Source organism: Flavobacterium anhuiense, assembly GCF_001705175.1.
GTDB lineage: Bacteria > Bacteroidota > Bacteroidia > Flavobacteriales > Flavobacteriaceae > Flavobacterium > Flavobacterium anhuiense.
In genome coordinates, this window is the sequence record NZ_CP016907.1 from 4018617 (window position 1) to 4039724 (window position 21108).

General features: G+C 39.0%; 15 protein-coding genes. 12 read left to right on the forward strand and 3 right to left on the reverse strand.

Annotation, left to right across the window (positions count from 1 at the left end):
* Nucleotides 1-68 precede the first annotated feature (68 nt).
* From BB050_RS16955 to BB050_RS16970, 4 genes are all read left to right on the forward strand, one after another.
* Nucleotides 69-1598 (forward strand): glycoside hydrolase family 28 protein, encoded by a 1530-nt coding sequence (locus BB050_RS16955; protein WP_066034403.1) that lies wholly within the window; start codon nt 69-71, stop codon nt 1596-1598.
* Nucleotides 1599-1781: 183 nt separating this feature from the next.
* Nucleotides 1782-3221: a glycoside hydrolase family 28 protein gene (locus BB050_RS16960; protein ID WP_066034404.1), complete on the forward strand. Its 1440-nt coding sequence runs from the start codon at nt 1782-1784 to the stop codon at nt 3219-3221.
* 90 nt (nt 3222-3311) lie between these two features.
* A complete protein-coding gene (locus tag BB050_RS16965) occupies nt 3312-5291 on the forward strand; it encodes an alpha-L-arabinofuranosidase C-terminal domain-containing protein (RefSeq protein ID WP_066034405.1) in 1980 nt (659 codons plus the stop codon).
* A gap of 25 nt (nt 5292-5316) precedes the next feature.
* Nucleotides 5317-7788 (forward strand): glycoside hydrolase family 95 protein, encoded by a 2472-nt coding sequence (locus BB050_RS16970; RefSeq protein WP_066034406.1) that lies wholly within the window; start codon nt 5317-5319, stop codon nt 7786-7788.
* A gap of 482 nt (nt 7789-8270) precedes the next feature.
* On the opposite strand, the gene BB050_RS16980 is transcribed toward BB050_RS16970, so the two are convergent.
* Complete coding sequence (locus tag BB050_RS16980; RefSeq protein ID WP_066034408.1) at nt 8271-9083, reverse strand: ferritin-like domain-containing protein; 813 nt, start codon at nt 9081-9083, stop codon at nt 8271-8273.
* A gap of 24 nt (nt 9084-9107) precedes the next feature.
* Nucleotides 9108-9854 (reverse strand): ferritin-like domain-containing protein, encoded by a 747-nt coding sequence (locus BB050_RS16985; protein ID WP_008469258.1) that lies wholly within the window; start codon nt 9852-9854, stop codon nt 9108-9110.
* Between the two features lie 276 nt (nt 9855-10130).
* Here BB050_RS16985 and BB050_RS16990 point away from each other — a divergent pair, with 276 nt between their 5' ends.
* A complete protein-coding gene (locus BB050_RS16990) occupies nt 10131-12323 on the forward strand; it encodes a hypothetical protein (protein ID WP_066034409.1) in 2193 nt (730 codons plus the stop codon).
* 8 nt (nt 12324-12331) lie between these two features.
* Complete coding sequence (locus tag BB050_RS16995) at nt 12332-13534, forward strand: Gfo/Idh/MocA family protein (RefSeq protein WP_066034410.1); 1203 nt, start codon at nt 12332-12334, stop codon at nt 13532-13534.
* Nucleotides 13535-13633: 99 nt separating this feature from the next.
* On the opposite strand, the gene BB050_RS17000 is transcribed toward BB050_RS16995, so the two are convergent.
* On the reverse strand, nt 13634-14920 hold the full coding sequence (locus BB050_RS17000) for a hypothetical protein (protein WP_008469255.1): 1287 nt from the start codon (nt 14918-14920) through the stop codon (nt 13634-13636).
* Nucleotides 14921-15298: 378 nt separating this feature from the next.
* Here BB050_RS17000 and BB050_RS17005 point away from each other — a divergent pair, with 378 nt between their 5' ends.
* The 6 genes from BB050_RS17005 to BB050_RS17030 all read left to right on the forward strand — a co-directional run bounded on the left by BB050_RS17005 (nt 15299) and on the right by BB050_RS17030 (nt 21077).
* Nucleotides 15299-16912 (forward strand): arylsulfatase, encoded by a 1614-nt coding sequence (locus BB050_RS17005; protein ID WP_236940353.1) that lies wholly within the window; start codon nt 15299-15301, stop codon nt 16910-16912.
* A 168-nt stretch (nt 16913-17080) separates the two neighbouring features.
* A complete protein-coding gene (locus tag BB050_RS17010) occupies nt 17081-17896 on the forward strand; it encodes a helix-turn-helix domain-containing protein (RefSeq protein WP_066034411.1) in 816 nt (271 codons plus the stop codon).
* A gap of 72 nt (nt 17897-17968) precedes the next feature.
* Nucleotides 17969-18559: an NAD(P)H-dependent oxidoreductase gene (locus BB050_RS17015; RefSeq protein ID WP_066034412.1), complete on the forward strand. Its 591-nt coding sequence runs from the start codon at nt 17969-17971 to the stop codon at nt 18557-18559.
* Nucleotides 18508-19146 (forward strand): DUF2652 domain-containing protein, encoded by a 639-nt coding sequence (locus BB050_RS17020; RefSeq protein ID WP_083219862.1) that lies wholly within the window; start codon nt 18508-18510, stop codon nt 19144-19146. The genes BB050_RS17015 and BB050_RS17020 overlap by 52 nt, the downstream gene beginning before the upstream one ends.
* A 228-nt stretch (nt 19147-19374) precedes the next feature.
* Nucleotides 19375-19827 (forward strand): Hsp20/alpha crystallin family protein, encoded by a 453-nt coding sequence (locus tag BB050_RS17025; protein ID WP_008469248.1) that lies wholly within the window; start codon nt 19375-19377, stop codon nt 19825-19827.
* Between the two features lie 80 nt (nt 19828-19907).
* The gene (locus BB050_RS17030; RefSeq protein WP_066034414.1) at nt 19908-21077 is read left to right on the forward strand and encodes a cation:proton antiporter; all 1170 of its coding nucleotides are present in this window, start codon (nt 19908-19910) and stop codon (nt 21075-21077) included.
* Nucleotides 21078-21108: the final 31 nt, after the last annotated feature.

Consider the following 21108-nt stretch of genomic DNA (forward strand, 5'->3'; position numbering starts at 1 on the left):
ATTAAGGAGAGAAGGTTTTAAAAAAAAACTTAGCGACTTAGTGTCTTTGTGGCATAAAAAAAATAGAAATGAAAAGAAATTTTGTAATCATACTGGTTGTTTTTTGTGTTTCCTTAACCGTTTCAGCGCAAAAAGTATTTGACATTAAAAAATATGGCGCTGTGGGAGATGGTAAAACTTTAAATACAAAAGCAATCCAAAAAGCCATTGATGCAGCTAATAAAAGTAAAGCCGGGAAGGTTGTTTTTTCTAAAGGGAACTTTCTATCGGGAAGTATTGTTTTAAAAAGTAATGTAGAATTATTTTTTGAAGAAGATGCCGTTTTGTTAGGAAGCACCAACCCAGATGATTATCCGAAATATGAAGGAATAAGAGCTTTGATTATTGCAGCTGAATCTAAAAATATGGCGGTAAAAGGAAAAGGCATTATAAATGGACAGGGAAGAGAACTGGCTTTAGCAATTGATTCGCTGCATCACACGGGAGTTCGAATAGATCCGAAATATAATTACAGAAGAATGCGTCCTGAAGATGGAAGAGGAAAACTGATTTCGTTTGTAAAATGCGATTCGATTACAATGACTGATATTACTTTGAAAAATAGTCCAGGCTGGACACAATGTTTTAGAGAATGCAAGAATATTGTCATTGATTTTATGAAAGTAGAAAGCAGAGCGTATTGGAACAATGACGGAATTGACGTTGATGGTTGCGAAAATGTCCGAATAACCAATTGCAATGTGAACACTGCCGATGACGGAATCTGCTTGAAATCGGAAGTTCCGGGACTTCACAATAACAATATTTACATTGCAAACTGTACAATAAGATCGAGCGCCAATGCTGTGAAATTTGGAACAGGTTCTTACGGTAGTTTCAAAAATGTAACCATCGAAAATATCAAAGTTTTTGACACGTTTAGATCCGCAGTAGCGATTGAATCTGTTGACGGAGCCGAAATTGAGAATATCAAAGTTTCAGATATTACAGCAGTCAATACAGGAAATGCAATATTGATTCGTTTGGGGCATAGAAACGGAGATAAACCAGGATCTATTAAAAATGTATCGGTAAAAAACGTAAAAGTGCAAGTACCGTTTGGTCGTCCTGATATTGACTACGATATGCGCGGGCCTGAGGTTGATTATTTCCATAATCCGTTTCCATCTTCTATTGCTGGAATTCCGGGGCATTTAATTGAAAATGTGACATTAGAAAATATTGAAATCATTTATCCAGGAAGGGCATCAAAAGGAATGGCATATCATCCACTAAGCCGATTAAAAGATGTAAAAGAAAACATAAATGGTTATCCTGAATTTAACATGTTTGGAGAACTGCCTTCTTGGGGATTTTATGTCCGTCACATAAACGGAATTGAAATGAAAAATATCAAACTGATTTTGGATAAAGAAGATTTTCGTCCTGCTTTTGTTTTTGATGATGTAAAAAATCTAGCGATGAAGGCAATTGATATTCCTTCAGATAAAGTCAGTCAAATTATTTTTAAAGATGTCATAGGAAGCAATTTGGATAGCGAAGCTGCAAAAAGAAAAATAGAACCAGAACAGAATAAATTTGAATTGCCTGCCCATTAAGAGTTGGCTGCAAAGACGCTAAGAAGCAAAGTGTTTTTGTTTCACGCAGATTGAAAAAAATCTAAGCAGATTTAACAGATATTTTATAAAAAAAAAAATTAATTAAATCTGCCTAAATCTGAAAAATCTGCGTGAAAAAAACTTAGCGCCTTTTGCGCCTTTGTGGCAAAAAAAATAAAAAATATGAAAAAGAAATCGATCATCATGCTGCTAATTTTCTGCCTTTCGTTAACCGTTTCTGCGCAGAAAATCTACGACGTTAAAAAATATGGAGCAAAAGGAGACGGTAAAACCAATGATGCTGCAGCTATTCAAAAAGCAATCGACGCTTGCAGCAAAACGGGTGGAAGAGTTTTAATTCCAGCACCATTTACCTTTTTAGCAGGACCAATTGACGTCAAATCAAAAGTAGATTTGCATATCGAAGCGGGTGCGAAACTATTGGCAAGTCCAGATGAAAAACTCTACACAAAAAGTGCTTTCAGAACCAATCCAGGTGAAGGGACGATTTGGATTGGAGGAGAAAACGTGGAAGATTTCACCATTAGCGGAAGCGGGAAAATAGATGGAAACGGAATTTCTTTTATGGGAGCAGAAGAAGATGACGCATATGTTTTAAAACCATTCAATGTTCTTGATCCAAGACCTCACGTATTGACGATTATCGGTGGTAAAAATATCAGAATTAAAGATGTTCACATCGGAAATTCGGCCTATTGGACAGTTCATTTGGTAGGCTGTAACGATGTAGTAATCAGTGGTATTACTTTATTGAATAGCTTGAAAGTCCGCAACAGCGACGGAATTGATTTGGACCATTCTAAAAATGTCAGAATCAGTGATTGTTATATCGAGAGCGGAGACGATTGCATCTGTTTGAAAAACAGAAGAGAATTTGAAGAATTTGGAGCTTGTGAAAATATTACAGTTACCAATTGTACTATGACCAGCAGCAGCTGTGCTATTAAAATTGGTTCAGAAAATATGAATGCTATTAGACAGGTTGTTTTCAATAATTGTATTATTAAAAACAGCAATCGAGCATTAGGGATTCAGAATCGTGACGAGGGAACGGTAAGCGATGTTATTTTCTCTAACATCATTATAGAAAGTAAATTAAACACGGATACTTGGTGGGGAAAAGCAGAACCGATTTATATAACAGCTTTCAGCAGAGCGAAAATAAATCATAAAGATGCCAATTGGCGTTTCCCGAAAGGAGCAACAGAAGGAAAAGTGGGCGAAATCAAGAATATTTATTTTTCTAATATTCAGTGCACAGGAGAAAACGGTGTTTTTGTAAGCGGAGAATCTAAAGATAAAATCAAGAATATTGTTTTTGATAATGTGAGTGTTTTTATAGATAAAATTACATCCTTTCCAGGCGGATTGTACGACAGACGCCCTGCTAATGTAGAAGGTTTTGTAAAAGGAAGCACTTCTGGTTTCTATTTTGATTCGGCAGAAAGCATTAAGGTTCAGAATTGTACCGTTCAATGGGGCAAAAATAAGGCAGATTATTTTAAACATGCAGTTGAAAGTAAAAACGTTGATGTTTTGAAAGTAATCAATTTAGATGGAGAAGCCGCTTTCGCAGATAAGTATGAGGCAGTTAAAAAGTAATTTATTCTTGAAAAAAATAAGTGTAAAAATTACAATAAAGAGATGCTTTAAAAAGATTAATTAATAAATTGCAGATATAAAAACAATACAATGAAAATAAATTTAATTTCAACATTATTCATAGGAGGTTTGCTATTTACCACTATTTATGGAAATGCTCAAAAAGTGGTTCTAGAGGTTGATGCTTCCAAAACGATAACTAAAATTCAGCCGACCATGTTCGGTTTGTTTTTTGAAGACATCAATTTTGCTGCTGATGGTGGACTTTATGCGGAAATGATTAAAAACAGATCTTTTGAATTTGAGAAACCTTTAATGGGATGGGAACAACCTAAAAGCAACAGATCTTCCATGAATAAAGAATCCGGTATGGCTCTGCCCATCAACGTAGCGGCAAATAACACTAATTTTTGCAGGGTTGAAATTAATAATGACAAAGGTTATGCTTTAATAAATGAAGGTTTTAGAGGAATGGGAGTGAAGAAAGATGCGAGATACAATCTTTCGTTTAAGGCAGCTAATCATAAAGGAGCCATCAGAAAGATTATTTTCCAACTGATTGACAAAGATCAAAAAGTACTTGGAGAAACCAGTGTAGTTCCAAAATCTGATGAATGGACCAATTATACAGCACAATTTGCGGCAACTGAAACAGAAGCCAAAGCAAAGCTGAAAATCACTTTTGAAGGAACAGGAACAATTGATTTGGACATGATTTCATTATTTCCCGAAGATACTTGGAAGAATAGAAAAAATGGACTTCGCAAAGATTTAGTTCAGCTTTTATACGATGTAAAACCAGGATTTTTACGTTTTCCAGGTGGTTGTATTGTGGAGGGAAGAACTTTGTCAGATCGTTACCAATGGAAAAAATCTATTGGGAATGTTGAGGATAGAAAAACCATGATGAACAGATGGAATGTTGAATTCAATCATAAATTAACGCCAGATTATTTTCAAAGTTTTGGTTTAGGATTTTTTGAATATTTTCAGCTTTCAGAAGATATAGGGGCAGAACCGCTTCCAATTTTGAGCTGCGGAATGGCGTGCCAGTACAACACTGGTGAATTGGCATCCATGGACGAACTGGATCCGTACGTAAAAGATGCTTTAGATTTGATTGAATTTGCAAACGGCGCTGTTACGACAGCTTGGGGAAAAGTTCGTTCAGATATGGGACATCCAAAACCGTTTAACTTAAAATATATCGGAGTTGGAAACGAGCAGTGGGGCGCTGATTATATTGAAAGATACAAAGTTTTTGAAAAAGCTATAAAAGCAAAATATCCAAATATCATTATTGTGTCAGGCAGCGGGCCTTCACCAGATGGTGAACATTTTGATTATGCAATGAAAGAACTTAAAAAGCTGAATGCAGAATTGGTTGATGAACATTATTACCAAAGCCCAAAATGGTTTAGGGAAAATGCTGGCCGTTACGATAATTATGATCGCAAAGGCCCAAAAATATTTGCTGGAGAATATGCGGCACAAAGTGTTTCTGGGGCAAATCCAAACAATAGAAATAATTGGGAATGCGCCTTTTCTGAGGCTGCTTTTATGACAGGATTGGAGAGAAATGCAGAAGTAGTGCAATTAACTTCTTATGCACCTTTAATGGCTCACGAAGATGCTTGGCAATGGACGCCAGATATGATTTGGTTCAATAATCTTCAGTCTTATGGTTCGGCAAACTATTATGTACAGCAATTGTTTTCGACTAATAAAGGAACCGATTTATTAACCATTACGCAAGATGGAAAAGCGTTAATTGGTCAGCATAATTTATACGCATCGGCTGTAAAAGACGTGAACAGTAAAGAAATTATTGTGAAATTGGTTAATACAGCTTCAACAGCATCTGACATAAGTATTGATTTGAAAGGAGCGAAATTGGGGGCAAAAGGAAGTTTGATTAGACTGGTAAGTGCAAATTTACAGGATGAAAACACTTTTGCAGATCCAAAAAAAATCACGCCAAAACAAAGCGAATATAAGATTACGAAAGGGAGTCAACAATTGAATCTTCCTCCGTATTCAGTAACAGTGTTAAAATTGAAAACGATTTAATTAATTTCATCAAAAAGTAAAATTCATGCTGCATCATTCTTTAAAAAAAAGCCTTTTTCTGCTCATTGCATTAGCAGGAGTTTCTGCTTCTGCGCAAAAAGATTTAAAACTGCAATACAAACAGCCCGCTGTTGAATGGACAGAGGCACTGCCTGTAGGAAATGGTACTCTGGGCGCAATGGTTTTTGGAAGGGTTGAAGCAGAGTTAATTCAGTTAAATGAAGCTACTTTATGGAGTGGAGGACCAGTTCATAAAAATGTAAATCCAGATGCTTTTAAAAACTTAGCTTTAATTAGAGAAGCGCTTAAAAATGAAGATTTTGAAAAAGCTAATGTTTTGACCAAAAACATGCAAGGACCATATAGCGAAAGTTTTATGCCTTTAGGAGATCTTATTTTAAAGCAGGATTTTGGCGGGCAAAAAGCGGCATCATACGATAGAAGCTTAGATATACAAACCGGATTAGCCGTAACGAGTTTTAATGCTGGCGGAGTAAATTACAAACGAGAAATCTTTGCTTCGGCTCCAGCACAATGTATTGTAATTAAGCTTTCGGCAGACCAGCTGAAAAAACTTTCTGTGACCATTGATGCGGCAAGTCTTTTAAAAAATCAGAAAGCAGTACAGAATCAAACATTAGTTTTAAAGGGAAAAGCACCTTCGCACGCAGATCCTAATTATATCGATTACAATAAGGAACCCGTTATTTATGAGGATGTAACTGGATGTAGAGGTATGCGTTTCGAATTGATTATAAAACCGGTTGTAAAAGACGGCGAAATAAGCTCTGAGGGAGATAAATTAGTTATCAAAAATGCCAGCGAAATTCTACTTTTCGTTTCGGCAGCAACTAGCTTCAACGGATTTGATAAATGTCCAGACAGTCAAGGAAAAGATGAACATAAATTTGCTGAAGCTCCAATAAAAAAAGTTGCTGGTAAAAAATATGATTCTCTATTAAAAGAACATATTGCTGATTTTCAAAAATTCTTCAATAGGGTTTCATTAAAGCTAAACGGAAAAGAAACATCCAAGTCTGATCTTCCAACTGACATACGATTAGAACAATATGCAAAAGGTGAAAAAGATGCGGGTCTTGAAGCTTTGTTTTTTCAATTTGGACGATATTTACTGATTTCTTCTTCGCGTACGCATAATGTGCCAGCAAACCTGCAAGGAATTTGGAACAATAAGCTTCGTGCACCTTGGAGCAGTAATTATACGACCAATATTAACTTGCAGATGAATTATTGGCTCGTAGAATCGGGAAGTTTATCAGAATTGTTTTTTCCGCTCGACGAATTCATTAAAAATGCTTCTGCAACAGGAGCAGAAACAGCTAAAAGTTATTATCATGCCAACGGTTGGGTTTTGCATCATAACTCTGATATTTGGGCTATGACTAATCCGGTTGGAGATTTTGGAAAAGGAGATCCAATGTGGGCCAACTGGTACATGGGAGCCAATTGGCTGAGCAGACATTTATGGGAACATTATCAATATACTGGCGATAAAAATTACCTGAAAAAAGTATATCCCATTATAAAAGGTGCGGCAGAATTTAGTTTAGACTGGCTACAAAAAGATAAAAATGGCCATCTGGTAACAATGCCTTCAACCTCTCCCGAAAATATATTTTATTATGACGGCAAGAAACAGGGAACTGTAACAACAGCTTCGACAATGGATATCGGAATCATAAAAGATTTATTTGAAAATACCATTGAAGCTTCTAAAGTTTTAAATGCCGATTTAGAGTTTAGACAAAAAGTCAACAGTGCGAGAGAGGAATTACTTCCTTTTCAAATTGGAAGTAAAGGGCAATTGCAGGAATGGTATAAAGATTTTGAAGAAGAAGATCCGCACCACAGGCACACTTCACATCTGTATGCTTTGCATCCAGCCAATTTAATTTCTCCTCTTCAAACCCCAGAATTGGCTGCTGCGGCAAAGAAAACACTAGAACTTCGAGGAGATGATGGAACAGGTTGGAGTTTGGCATGGAAAGTAAATATGTGGGCGAGACTTTTGGATGGAAATCGTGCCTATCAGTTATTCAAAAATCAATTGCGATTAACTAAAGATAATGATCCTAAATACAGCAGACACGGAGGCTGTTATCCAAATCTTTTTGATGCGCATCCACCATTTCAGATTGATGGAAATTTTGCAGGAAGTGCAGGTGTAATCGAAATGCTGATGCAGAGCCAAAATAAAGAGATACATCTGCTTCCTGCTTTGCCAGATTCATGGAAAGATGGAGAAATTAAGGGAATTACAGCAAAAGGCAATTTTACTGTAGATATAAAATGGAATGAAGGTAAAATGAGCCAGACAACAATTGTGTCTAATATCGGAGGAACTTGCTCTATACGTTCAGCACAACCATTTATAATTGAAAAGTTGAATGTCAAAAGTGAAAAATCGTCTATTGGTTACACTGCGGTTTTTGAGACTAAAAAGGGGACTTCTTATAGCATAACACCTTTAAAATAAGATTGTAATTTAATAAAAACAACAAAAACGAGTTATAGTGAAAATCAAATAAAATCTTTTGCCCATACAGAAAACAATATCGTTTAGATTAATAGCACATTAAGAAGCTGTAATTTCTAAGTGATATTTTGTAAGAAACGCCAGAGATGTTTTTGCTAATTTTGATATACATTGGTGTGGCAAAGTGCTGTACAATCTGTCAGAAAAGAAACAGGGGACCGACGGGGTTCGTCTGAAGGTTCTGTACAATGATTTAGTTAATTTGCCCCATACCTTTTCAGGCACCCGTCGGCTGCCAAGAAGCTCCTTAATTTTTGAGGGGCTTTTTTGTTAAGTGGATTAAAGGAATCCTTAATTTCAATCAGGTTACACGCAACTATATGATTGAGCGGTAGCATGTTTTCTGGTACTATCTGCTTAGCTATAAAGAAAACCGCCTGCATCTTTAGAACACAGGCGGCGGTTATTATTGTTTAAATTATTTAGACGATAAAGATGTTGGCTATATCCACTACTTGCTGGGTATTTAAAGGCTCATCGTAGGCTTCTGATCCTGCTGCAGCTCCAAACGCGGCAGCGGTATTAAATCCAGCTTGCACCGTTACGCCTTCTCCGTCATAGACGGCCTGAGTGGCAGCTGGCATTCCAGCACCTCTCTCGGCATTTGAAATCCAGCCTTTTAGACCTCTTAGTCTTCTAACCTCTGACGCATGGCGCGCTTCTACCGAATGGATCTGCAGAGCAGCTGTAAGCAGGTCCGGTGTTGTAATCAAGTTGGCGGCCTGTCCCTTGTAAGCTCTTACGCCAGTATCTTCAAAAGCTTGTGCCAAAGCTAGAAAAGTAGGATAGTCATTAAAAGGATCAAAAGCGCCTCCAACTGTAAAGTCAAAGGTCGGCTTAGCAACAAAATTGGCACTTGCTGTTCCTCCAAGTCCTGCAATAAGAAATTTAACATGGTCGGACTCGTGGGCTGAGATCTGCTGGAATACCTTTAAATCCCTACCGCCGTTCTCAGATGCTGGGATGACACCTGAATCCAGTGCCATAGCATAAAATTCATCTTCTAGGTATTCAAGGGTGAGAGCGAACTGCAGTGCACCTATTGGCGTTGCAGGAGTAGCTGTTATATCTTTGGCAAAAGCTTTGCTACTCAAGGCAGAAAGCCCGAAAGGTATTGAGGCCATAGCCAGATTTTTTCCGATATTTCCAAACTGAGCAAAACTGTCTCTTCTAGTGCCCATGCTTTGCATTATGCGCTCATCGGCGAAGGATTCTATAAATTTTAGGATGTTCATAATTTCCAGTTTTTAAGGTTAGCATTAAGGCAGGTATTTAGCGGTAAATTTAGTGGAGATAAATCCTCCAGCAATCGGAAGTATCTTTGAAGGATCCTTCGCGTCATCTAGCCCTGTTGACATATTCACGATATCATCTCCTGCAAAATCCTTTGAATTAGGATTGATTAGGCTTCGGATAGCTGATGCGTGGCGAGCTTCCACCGAGACAATTTTTCCTGCCAGCAGCAGATAATCAGCTGTTTTAATCAATCTCCCAGCTCCGTTATATGCGGCAACTCCCGTGTCTTCAAGCGCTTTGGCTGTAGCAAGGACTTCAGTGCGGCTGTTAAAGTTTAGAGAACCGTAGTTAAAAGAAAGTGTTGGCAGTAGTTGTGTAGACGGATTAGGAAGCGCTCCGGTTAAGGCAGCTTTAAAGAAATCTCTGTGCACCACCTCATGATGATAAAGATCAGTCAGTACTTCGCGTTCTAAAGAACTGAACGCGCTGTTGAAGCTAGAGGCGTTAACGACTTTCGTGTAAAAGTCGGCTTCTAGCTGCTCTAGGGCATAGGCATAGGTGAGCACCCCGAAATCTCCTGAGCCTAAATCGAATACGCCATTGCGGACGCCCGGAAGGGTATCCTCCTGCATGGGTTGGTCATCATCACTGTCGCTGCATCCTGCGATAAGAAGACTTGCGGAGGCAAGTGCCAAACCGCTGAGCTTCAAAAAACTTCTTCTGCTGTCCAGGGACGGGTTTACTGCCTGGATTTTAACTTCGTTTTTCATAATCTAGTTTTTATTAGGTTAAACAACACTGGTTTAGTTCGCTGGTATTTAGGTATTAACGAAATTTTAGCAAGTACGGTTTTAAAATGAAACTCTTTTTTCTAAAACGTCCGCTACACTTATGAAAAATAAAGATAAAGGAGTCTGAAACTCTATTTGTATTTTTAGAGCCAACGGAAAAGGGAGATTAAATTTATGTAAGGTTTCAGAGGTATTATATAAGCAACAGCGTCATTTATGAGACAAATTTGATTTATTAATTTAAACATTATCGATATGCTTCATCCTGTTACGCCTTGGACAGCTACTGTTCAGGCAGATATTGTAAATGCCGAGTTGCTACATGAAACTGCGCTTTTCGAATACCAACTTCAGATATATAATGCTGGCGATTCCCTATGGCTTGCCGCCCAGTGGCCTAAATCTGGAAGAATGGCATTTAGACTGGCCTTTGGCATGAACAGCAATTTTTATAAAGTTCAGGTTAAGAAGCGGGAAAATGATTTGCTAATAGAAGCTTGGACTAGACTGGGACATTATACGGTCAGGCTTTGTTTTCCAGAGGCAGATTCAGCGCTGTTTCGTTATACTACCTCATTCACAGCGGCTTTTTCTCTACTGATTCCATTCTGGCCTCGAGATATTGTGCCACTAACCTATGACGGCAGGGTAGAGAATACCTCAGGGATCATCCATTCACATCAGCAGGGCGCGCGCTCAGGGCATATCTTTTTCAGCATGACTCGACCTGAAACAGGATCGGTCTTCTATTTCCAAAATCTAAGCGCCATGTCTGCCTACTGCGAGACATCGCAGACTTCGCTTTCGGAAACAGTCGGAGGAAGCTGGCCAGAAATAGGATTTGAATTTCCTGTAAACCGCGAGAAGCCTATCCCTGAGGGGATAGAATTTATTATCTCGGATGCTTTTGTTTTGCTCGATGAAAAGATTATGAAGGAAGAAAGTCAGATGACATCTGCGTTTTTAAATCATCTTAGCGTCATTTACAATCATATTGAAAAGCCTGAACCTGTTTATCAGGACTGGCTTGGTATCGCGGAGAAAGTTTTGGGGCAACTGCACCTGAATAAGGGATGTTGGACAATGGCCAATAGTTCGCCTTTCTTGAATGCTTATGTATGCGATTATAAAACTCCTGCTGAAATTATGGTGCAGTTGGCTGTGAAGCTGCCTCTTCACGAATATTTAGCCTGGTCTGAAAGTTCCCATCCCATGTATGATGATCTGGATATGGGACTTGAGGACTTCTATGATGAGCGTGTCAAAAGCATCGTCCGCTGGCATCCCGCTCTTGTAGACCAGCTAGACAAATCTGAAGAGCAGAAACGTGAGATGGTGATGGATTCTTGGTACCTCCATCATCCGCTTTTAAATTTGGCGCGTCTAGCCCTTAGAGGGGATAAAATTGCAGAGAAGCTCTTTCTGGATTCCGTAGATTATGCCGTAAAGACCGCACGGCATTTTGACTATAATTGGCCAGTTTTTTATAAGATGACAACCTATGAGGTAATTAAGGCAGAAACCCAGCCAGGAGAGGGAGGGGAGAAGGATGTGCCAGGCTCATATGCTCATGTGATGCTGATGGCGTACAAGCTCACAGATGAAAAGCGTTTTTTAAATGAAGCCCTGCGTGCACTTAAAAGTTTAGAAGGGCTAGGATTTGACATTTTCTATCAGGCCAATAATACAGCTTTTACCGCCGGTGCATTGGCAGAGCTCTACCTCGAAACCAATGATGAGAAGTTCCTCAAGCTGAGCTATAGCTGTATAGCTGGCCTATTTAAAAACATGCAGCTCTGGAGTTGCGGCTACGGTTACGGAAAGCATTTCCCCAGTTTCTTTTCGGTATTTCCCTTAGACGATGCGCCCTATACAGCAGCTTACGAAGAGTTTGAAGTCTATGCTGCTCTTCATCAATATATGGAAGTGACACAAAATATTGACATACTCCCAGCATTAAAAGTATTAATTCCTGAGTTCATCAAATATGCTTCAGCAAGGCTTGCCTATTATTATCCGCCATTATTGCCTCAGGATATGATTGCTCAAGAGATTAAAACAGGGGAAGTGCAGAAAGAGCTATGGGTGCCTTTGGAAGACATTCACGATGGGTGGGAGAAATCTGGAGAAGTCGGACAGGAAGTTTATGGGGCAGGCCTCGCTTTCGGAGTGGTGCCCCGACAGTATTTTAGGCTAAAGGAACTTAATGCAATAGGCTTTATCAATTATCCTGCAGTAAAGTTCCGCTTCGCAAAAAAAAAGATCACCTTTATAGTAGCTGGAAGTCCAAAGTTTAGGGCTCTAATGAAAGTCAGCGGGCTTTCCAAAACTGCCGTATCAAAAATTAAGGTAGAGGTTAAAGAGAATTCCAAATATACCGAAATTAAAGCCGTCAATGGGAATGAATTTGAATTTTCTGGTGATGCGGCAGTAAGAATCAGCTGGTAATTTGGCTCATGCAAAAAGAATGGAACATTATTTTTAGAACAAATGAAATGCCCACTTGGGACTTAAATTTAAAAGATATGAAAACATATAAAGTAGGTATCATAGGCTATGGTGGATTTGGCCAATTTCTGCACCATTGGTGGGACAGACTGGAGCAAATCGAGATAGTGGCTATCGCTGATACCACGGCAGGTCTTAAGACTGAAGGGAATTGTAAGTTGTATGGGAGTTGGAAGGAGTTGCTTGCAGATCCCCAAATAGATATTGTAAGCATTGTAACACCTCCTGCGCTGCATGCCGAAATGGCCTGCGCTGCCATGCAAGCTGGAAAGCACGTATTGCTTGAAAAGCCTGTTGCCATTAATCTGCTCCAAGCTGAGCGTATTCTGAAGGTCCAGGCAGAGACGGAAAAGATTATTACTGTTGACCATATGATCCGATATAATCCCATTATCCACTCTTTGATGGCACTCTCGGAAATCGGAGCGCTTGGAAAGTTGCGGCATGCCGCTGTACACAATTATGCACAGGATCAAGCTCTACCTGAGGAGCACTGGTTTTGGGATGAAAAAGTCTCAGGTGGCATTATGGTGGAGCATGGAGTACACTTTTTTGACATAGTAAGCGCACTTAGCCGTCAGAAGCCCGTAGAGGTTTATGGCACTTCTGATCAGCGCAATCAAAGGCAGAGAGACCGCATGTCAGCAATTGTCAAATATGATGATGGACTCCTAGGGGAATATCATCATGCTTTTTCCGGCCCTGGTTTTTTTGAACAGACTACTCTTCATTTGGCATATGATCTTGCAAGAATTGAAATCGAAGGCTGGATGCCTATGAAAGGCACTCTGAAGGCTCTTACCAATTCTTCAACTCGAAAAGCTTTTACTTCTCTGCCAGATTGGAAAGAAATTTCAGCAGAAGCGATTGGTTGCGGTTCTGATGACTCGAGGCCAGAAGGCTGGGGAGCAGCAGAGGCATTATCAGAGGAGAAAGATTCTGTAAAGGCTGGCGGAATATTTTATAAAGTAGACCATATACTTTCGGGCAGTTTTGAAATTCAGAGGACCAAGGCAGAAGTGTACGGTAGATGCGTGCAGGAGCTTTTGCTTGATGTCATTGCAAAGATTGAAAACAAAGAGCATGAGCTTGCCGTTACGCTCCAAGATGGAGTGCAGGCGTTGCGAACTGCACTTCTAGCTTCAAGATAGCTTAAGAGCAACCTTTAAAAGATGATTCTACGGAAATAAAAAAAGGAAACAGTGTGTTTTTCTGTTTCCTTTTTTATAATTGTTAAGATTAATGGGTAATTATCTGCCGCTAGATGCAGTAATTTTTCCCAACTGTAGCCTGTAGTCCGGTCTTTTTGCATTGTAGATATCCACAAAGGTTTCTTTATTATCAGTTTGGGAATATACATTAGAAAAAATACTGTTGCCATACCAGTTTTCCAGATCTGAATTATCAGTATTGTTTTCTGTAAAGATGTTGCCAGTGCACTGGTTGAAAAACATCTCTTCAAATTTGATTTTTTTCAAATTATCAGCATTCATTTCAGTTTTGCTATCCAACAACACTGCTGGATTAAATCCTGATACAACGCTTCTTTTTAGTTCTAGAGCAGTGTTTTCGCCGACATAGATTGCTTCTTTTACTAAACCTGACTGAACATCAGCCTTAATATTCTCGCTGTCATTAAGCAGGGTAAGATTGGAAGCAGAAACGAAGGTCGATTTTTTTGTGAAGTCAGTTTCGTTTTTCTTTTCATAAGCTTTAACCTCTAGGCATCTAGAACCATCTTTGTTGCTTGAAAGGTATGAAGATCTCACTGCAAGAGAATTGAAAAGTCGACATTGTGCTCCTTGAGTAATTTTAAAGTCGTCATTGATAGATTTATAAGAAACCAACTGCGATGCATTTACATCTCCGCCGTAAAAGGCAAAAGAATCGCCTCCTGAAAAGCTCACCATAATGTTTTCTAAGACTGTTTTATTTCCAGCTCCTGCAACTGTAAGGCCGTTAAAGGCATCTGCTCCCTTTACTTTTCTTCCAGCAAATTCAATACGAACATATTTTAAGATTCCTGAGGAGCTAGCAACATTGTTGCCACCATATACGGTAAGGGCAGGATCAAGATCCATGTTATAGGAGCCCACGCTTCCAAATTTATTGATAGGCGCATCACCCAAAATAACTAGGCCGCCCCAGTCACCTGCTTTTTTCATGCTGGCATTTGAGGTAAATATGATAGGGTCTGTTTCCTGACCTTCAGCCATAATTTTAGATCCTTTTGTAATAATAAGAGTGCCTTTGGTTGCGGCATCTCCAATAATTACTGTACCCGGATCAATAGTTAGAACCGAATTATTGGTTACATATACATTGCCATGAAGAATGTATACGTTTTTTTTCATCAATTTAGTATTCTCGGTAATGTTTCCAGCCAGTATTTGGTTTGCATCTTTGGATTCGGTTTTCTGTGGCTTGAATTCTGTCCAGTTGTCCAACCAGTTTGCATATCCAATTATTCCTTTTTCTTGCTGTGCATTTGCTGCCACTGCTAGCAGCAGACAAATGGTTAAAGTAATTTTTTTCATAGTCTTGGGGCTATTGTTATTATTACATGTTTTTGGTACTCAAATAGTTTACTTGTTTTTATTTTATAGCAGATGTAAAAATGATCGCCAGTATTAAAAAACAAAAATCTCTACTTTTCGGATGACCTACTACAAATATACTAAAAAGATTAGACTCTGCGGGGCTTTGCTTATATTTAACATTTGTTGAAGCAAACTTAGCTGAGAAAAGTTTTTCAGAGGCTTTTTATCTGTTTTGAATTACCAGAATAGGTTTCATTTTCTAAATATTTGGTTTCATCTTATAAAATGAAACCAGATTGATATACGAATAGATATCCATTTAAATTTTAAGGCTTTAATTTTAGTAAGATATTAATTCTAATAAATTATAGCTCTATGAAAAAGAAAACACTATTAATGGCATTGATCAGTTTATGTGCTTTGGCATATTTAAGCTCAGAGGCTCAAACTAAAAAAAAGCCTAATATCATAATGGTTATCTCAGACGATACAGGCTGGGGAGACCTAGGAGTCTACGGAGGAGGAGTAGGTCGAGGCATGCCGACACCCAATCTCGACAGAATGGCAAAAGAAGGCATGCAATTTTGGTCATTTTACGGACAGCCAAGCTGTACCCCAGGAAGAGCCGCGATGCTTACAGGACGCATTCCGAATAGAAGCGGTATGACCACAGTTGCTTTTCAAGGACAGGGAGGCGGACTGCCTAAAGAAGAATGGACGCTGGCTTCAGTGCTTAAAAAAGCCAATTATAAAACCTATTTTTCTGGAAAATGGCACCTTGGAGAAGCAGACTATGCAATGCCTATAGCGCATGGTTTTGACAAAATGCAGAATGTGGTGCTTTATCATTTGAATGCTTATACTTATGCTTTCCAGTCTTGGAATCCAGAGATGTCTCCAGAGATGCTGGAGCTTTTCAAAAAAGTAACTACAGGTATACTTGAAGGCGAAGCAGGAGGAAAAGCTAGAGAGGTTAGTAAGGTTACTGAAGAGAATATAGCTGAACTGGATATGATGATGGTAGAAAATAACTTAAAGCAGCTTGATGAATATGGAAAAAGCAAAGATCCGTTTTTTATGTGTATCAATTTTGCTAAAAACCATCAGCCAAACCTTCCTTCTAAACAGTTTGCAGGCAAATCTCCAGGTAAGAGCAAATATTCAGATGCTGTAGTAGAGATGGATTACAATGTAGGTCGTATTATGGATAAAATTCGTTCTTTGGGCATAGCAGAAAATACAATTGTCATTTATACAGTAGATAATGGCGCTTGGCAAGATGTGCATCCTGATTCTGGATATACTCCTTTTAGAGGTACCAAAGGAACAGATAGAGAAGGTGGTAGCCGCGTGCCTGCAATTGCTTGGTGGCCAGGACAGATTGAGGCAGGAAGCCAAAGCCATGATATCGTAGGCGGACTTGATCTTATGGCTACTTTTGCAAGCCTTGCTGGAGTGGAGCTTCCTAAAAAAGACAGAGCAGGTGCTGACATGGTTTTTGATAGCTATGATATGTCAAATGTATTGTTTAAAAAAGGAACGCCGCTTCGTGATAGATGGTTCTATTTTACAGAGGCCGAATTGTCGCCAGGAGCTGTACGAATAGGAAAATTCAAAGCGGTATTTAATACGCGAGGAGATAATGGTGCTATTGCAGGAAGTGATGCCCCTGGGCAGCAACTAGGCTGGAGAGGGGATGAAACCTATGTAGCAACAGTTCCCGCTATTTACAATCTGTGGCAAGATCCTCAAGAGCGTTATGATTTGTTCATGAACAGCTGGACAGAGAAAACTTGGACAGCTATAATTTTTAACCAGGCCATTGCAGATCTGATGAAAACCTATGCCCAGATACCTCCAAGAGCACCTCAGAGCGAAACTTTTACAGGCGAGATGCAGATAGAGCGTTTTAGAACTATTGAACAGGTGAAAAAAATGATGAACGAAAAGAAAACCACTCTGCCACCATTAAGTGTGGATCCAAAATAGATTGGATATAGAACTTTAACAATCAAAGGGACAGCGTGCTGTCTCTTTTTATTTTTGGGCTAAATTATGTTTTCCTTAATTATAGAAATGTTGGACTACGAAGCTCTGAAAAGAAGATCTACATTCAGCAATGCCATGATGGATTTTTTTATAATTTAGCTTCTTATAATGGGAAACGAGAAAATTTTAAGCGGAAGAATTGCTGTTCCTGAAGAATTTCAGGAGGTATTTTCGCATTTTTATTTTGCAGAGAACAATTCGGAAGGGACGATCACACAAACACTTCTGCCTTCCTATCAGACTATTATGATCTTCATTTTTGGAGAAAAGGCTTTGATCCACACGCAGAACGATGCTAGCTTGGAAGTGGAGAAGTCTATTGTTCTGGGGCCCGTAAAAAAAGCATTTGACTATTCTCTACCCGCGGGAAGCAAAATTTTAGCAGCAAATTTTAAAGACGATGCCTTTTATCGTTTTTTTGGACCGGCGGCCATTTCAGAGAATCTACCCGTTGATTCTGATTCGTTGCTAGATGAAAACTGCTTTACTGCTCTTTGGAACAGACTTGCAGGGATTGAAGATCAAGAACGGCAGTTAGAGTGTATCCTTGAATTTTGCAGGCCTTATCTGAGAAATCGAAATCCGGTGGTCCAGCAACTAATAGAACTAAATACTACAGCTTACAGTCCCATAAAAGAAGTGGCAGGAGATAAAAACCAAACTGAGCGCGCCATACAGCTTACCCATAAAAAACATTTAGGCTATTCAGCCAAAGAGATTATGCGCTTTCAGCGTTTTCTTAAAGCTGTCCAGATTATGCAGACTATTGCAGGGAGAGCTTCAAAAGAGGATTGGTTTGAAATCATTGAGCAGTGTGGGTATTATGATCAGAGCCAGCTTATTAACGATTTTAAACATTATATAAATCTAAGCCCATCCAGATATCTTAAGCTGCAGTGCAGCATATGCAGTCCTTTGGAGTAATTTTCGTTTTCTTACAATTTTATGGTATGTGCCAAGTCTAAATTTGTCCTATCAATTTAAAATTATAGAACAATGAGACATTTAATTATTTATGCCCATCCTAATGGGGAAAGCTTGAACGGAAAATTTAAAGATGCCTTGCAAGGTTATTTGTTGCAAAAAGGAAATGAGGTTATAGTTAGAGATTTATATGAATTGCAATTTGACCCTGTACTTTCACTTCAAGATATGGAAGGCCAAAGAAAAGGCCAGGTGGAAGATGATGTGAGATTAGAGCAGGAATTCATAAGCTGGGCAGAGCACATAACGTTTATTCATCCAATCTGGTGGACAGGAATGCCCGCTGTTATGAAAGGCTATATTGACCGAGTATTTAGCTATGGATTTGCTTACCGCTATGATCAGGGTGTTCAGAAAGGGCTTCTTAAGGGAAAGCAGGCTGTGATCATTAATACGCATGGCAAATCGCATGATGAATACCGTGAAATTGGAATGGATAGGGCATTAAGGCTTACTTCCGACAAAGGAATCTACAACTACTGTGGATTTGAGATCAGCCAACATTTCTTTTTTGAAAAGGCAGACCGTGTGGATGCCGAAACTGTGGAATCATGGATTACAGAAATATTGGCCTTGTACAAAAACACGGCAGTCGCATTATGAATATCTCGCATTCAGCGCAGGATATTCTGCACAGATACCGCAATGAGGCTGGAGCAATAAAAGCAGAGCAGGGACTTATTCTTATTCCAGATGTGAGTGGCTTCACCGATTTTGTCCCAAGTATATGTATCGAAGCAGGAAGCTATATTTTGCGTGAGCTTCTTATGGCTATTATGGATAGTAACCGTCTAGGGATGAAGGTTTCTGAAGTAGAAGGAGATGCTGTCCTTTTCTATAAATTTGGTCTGCCTCCTCAAATTGATCTTATTATTGAGCAGTACGAAATCATGCTGAAGAATTTTAGGGAAAAGCTGGACGCCATAGAATCCCTTATCGACAGAAAGCTTAATTTATCCCTGAAGTTGGTCGCGCATTACGGGCTTTTTGCCGAATATGCTGTGGGCGGTTTCAGTAAGCTTTATGGAAATGCAGTAGTGCAGTCGCATTGTTTGCTCAAAAATACAATACAGAGTAGCACTTATGTATTGTTCACTTCTGAATTGCTGAATTGTAGTGGCTCGGATCGCAGCTTTGCCTCAGAAGAAAGCTATAGCTATATAGATTATAAAAATAGAAATCTTGCTTAAATTTAAATCCTGACAAATTAAAACTCTTTTGTTTCAAGTGTCAGAAATTAGTAAGGCACATGGAGAAGTTTTTTTAGTTTAAAACCAAGATAAAACTGACATTTTTTCGCTTGAAAAACTGAAAAAATGTCATTTTTTTCTACTGGCACAATTTTGGTTTTTTTCTCGTCGGCACTGCTAGCCAGTGCATGTTCACAAATATTGTCTAACAATTAAAAGTAAAATGTTATGAATCTTATCAAAAGAAATGCAGACCAACGCACTGGTTTGCCTCGTATGTTTTTTGATGATGTTTTTGGCCGCGAGCTTTTCAATTGGGAAAACAGCAATTTTTCTGCAACAAGCACCACGCTGCCATCGGTAAACATCAAAGAGACAGCAGACCATTATGAAGTCGAAGTTGCCGCTCCTGGGCTAGATAAGAACGACTTCAAAGTAACCCTTGACGGAAACCTGCTCACAATTTCTTCAGAGAAAGAAAACAATCAGACTATCGAGCAAGAGAATTTTACCCGCAGGGAATTCAGCTATCAATCTTTCCAAAGAAGTTTTGAGCTACCTAAAAATGTGGTGGACGAAGAAAAAATCAGCGCCCGCTATGAAAACGGTCTTCTTTATCTGTCCATCCCTAAAAAGGAGGAAGCCAAACAGAAACCTCCAAGAAGGATTGAAATCGCGTAATTTTCAATCTGTTATTTTACCTTGTTTTTAGTTAAAGCTGTCCATTTGGACAGCTTTTTATTGTTGTTAAAATCAGAATTATGTCTTCACAATTATTCTCAGGGATAGCTGTGCTGTCCTGTGTTGTCTTATTTTTAATTTTATTGTTGCGTCGATTTAGACAGCCCTATTTTACCGCATACATTATAGCGGGCGTTCTTCTGGGACCAAAACTATTAAACGTGATCCACGATCCCGCAGTAGCTACGGAATTAGGTGAGATAGGAATTGTGTTGCTTATGTTTTCTATCGGGGCTGAGATAGATCTGCATCATTTAGGCAGGAATTTCTATAAACCCTTTGCAATAGTTCTAGTACAGATTCTGATGAGCTTTTTATGCATGTATGCTTTGGGGGGCTATTTGGACTGGTCGGCCAGCAGGATTATGCTGATGTCTTTTATCATAAGCCTTAGCAGTTCTGCTATAGTGTTTCAGTATCTGGAGAAATCTGGAGAAATTAGAAGCTCATTGGGTATTATAACCTGTGGTGTGCTGCTGATGCAGGATATTCTTGTTGTTCCAATGATCCTCTCACTCAATTTCATTTCAGGTAGTAATGCATCTTTTTTTGAAATTATTAAAGTATGTGCGGGAGGCATACTAATACTACTGTTTTTAAGAGCTGCAATCAAAAAAAAGATTTTGAAGATTCCCATGAGAAGAGAAATCATTGCCGATCATGACCTGCAGGTGTTTATCGGTTTCTGCATTTGCTTTGGAATGGCTTGGGTGAGTTCTTGGTTTGGACTGTCTCCTGCTTTTGGAGCATTTGCTGCTGGAATAGTAATTGGCCAAGATAAAGCTACACGTTGGCTTGAAAAATCTTTGATTCCCTTGAGGGTTTTCTTCATGGCATTCTTTTTTCTCGCCATTGGATTGCAGCTTGATTTACATTTTTTTGCTGCAAATGCAGGCACAATTATAATTGTTGCTGTAAGTGTTCTGTTGATCAGCAGCCTTATTAACAGCCTACTTTTTAGGTTGACGGGTAGCAGCTGGAGAGATAGTATATATGCTGGTGGACTGCTGTCGCAGATAGGTGAATTCAGTTTTGTTTTGCTTACCCTTGCCGCCTCACTTGGCCTTGTCGAGGATTACATCTATCAGATCACTCTTGCAGTCATAACTTCTACCATGCTACTATCTAGTATCTGGCTTACTATAATCCGAAAGTTGATCTATACGTTGCCGCCTGTTGTAAAATCTTAGTATTTAGATTTTTATGTTTTTTTTAGGAATG

What these genes read in the sequence shown, in the direction of transcription:
- BB050_RS16955 (WP_066034403.1), top strand. Translation starts at nt 69, where the DNA reads ATGAAAAGAAATTTTGTAATCATACTGGTTGTTTTTTGTGTTTCCTTA.
- BB050_RS16960 (WP_066034404.1), top strand. Translation starts at nt 1,782, where the DNA reads ATGAAAAAGAAATCGATCATCATGCTGCTAATTTTCTGCCTTTCGTTA.
- BB050_RS16965 (WP_066034405.1), top strand. Translation starts at nt 3,312, where the DNA reads ATGAAAATAAATTTAATTTCAACATTATTCATAGGAGGTTTGCTATTT.
- BB050_RS16970 (WP_066034406.1), top strand. Translation starts at nt 5,317, where the DNA reads ATGCTGCATCATTCTTTAAAAAAAAGCCTTTTTCTGCTCATTGCATTA.
- BB050_RS16980 (WP_066034408.1), bottom strand. Translation starts at nt 9,083, where the DNA reads ATGAACATCCTAAAATTTATAGAATCCTTCGCCGATGAGCGCATAATG.
- BB050_RS16985 (WP_008469258.1), bottom strand. Translation starts at nt 9,854, where the DNA reads ATGAAAAACGAAGTTAAAATCCAGGCAGTAAACCCGTCCCTGGACAGC.
- BB050_RS16990 (WP_066034409.1), top strand. Translation starts at nt 10,131, where the DNA reads ATGCTTCATCCTGTTACGCCTTGGACAGCTACTGTTCAGGCAGATATT.
- BB050_RS16995 (WP_066034410.1), top strand. Translation starts at nt 12,332, where the DNA reads ATGCAAAAAGAATGGAACATTATTTTTAGAACAAATGAAATGCCCACT.
- BB050_RS17000 (WP_008469255.1), bottom strand. Translation starts at nt 14,920, where the DNA reads ATGAAAAAAATTACTTTAACCATTTGTCTGCTGCTAGCAGTGGCAGCA.
- BB050_RS17005 (WP_236940353.1), top strand. Translation starts at nt 15,299, where the DNA reads ATGAAAAAGAAAACACTATTAATGGCATTGATCAGTTTATGTGCTTTG.
- BB050_RS17010 (WP_066034411.1), top strand. Translation starts at nt 17,081, where the DNA reads ATGGGAAACGAGAAAATTTTAAGCGGAAGAATTGCTGTTCCTGAAGAA.
- BB050_RS17015 (WP_066034412.1), top strand. Translation starts at nt 17,969, where the DNA reads ATGAGACATTTAATTATTTATGCCCATCCTAATGGGGAAAGCTTGAAC.
- BB050_RS17020 (WP_083219862.1), top strand. Translation starts at nt 18,508, where the DNA reads ATGGATTACAGAAATATTGGCCTTGTACAAAAACACGGCAGTCGCATT.
- BB050_RS17025 (WP_008469248.1), top strand. Translation starts at nt 19,375, where the DNA reads ATGAATCTTATCAAAAGAAATGCAGACCAACGCACTGGTTTGCCTCGT.
- BB050_RS17030 (WP_066034414.1), top strand. Translation starts at nt 19,908, where the DNA reads ATGTCTTCACAATTATTCTCAGGGATAGCTGTGCTGTCCTGTGTTGTC.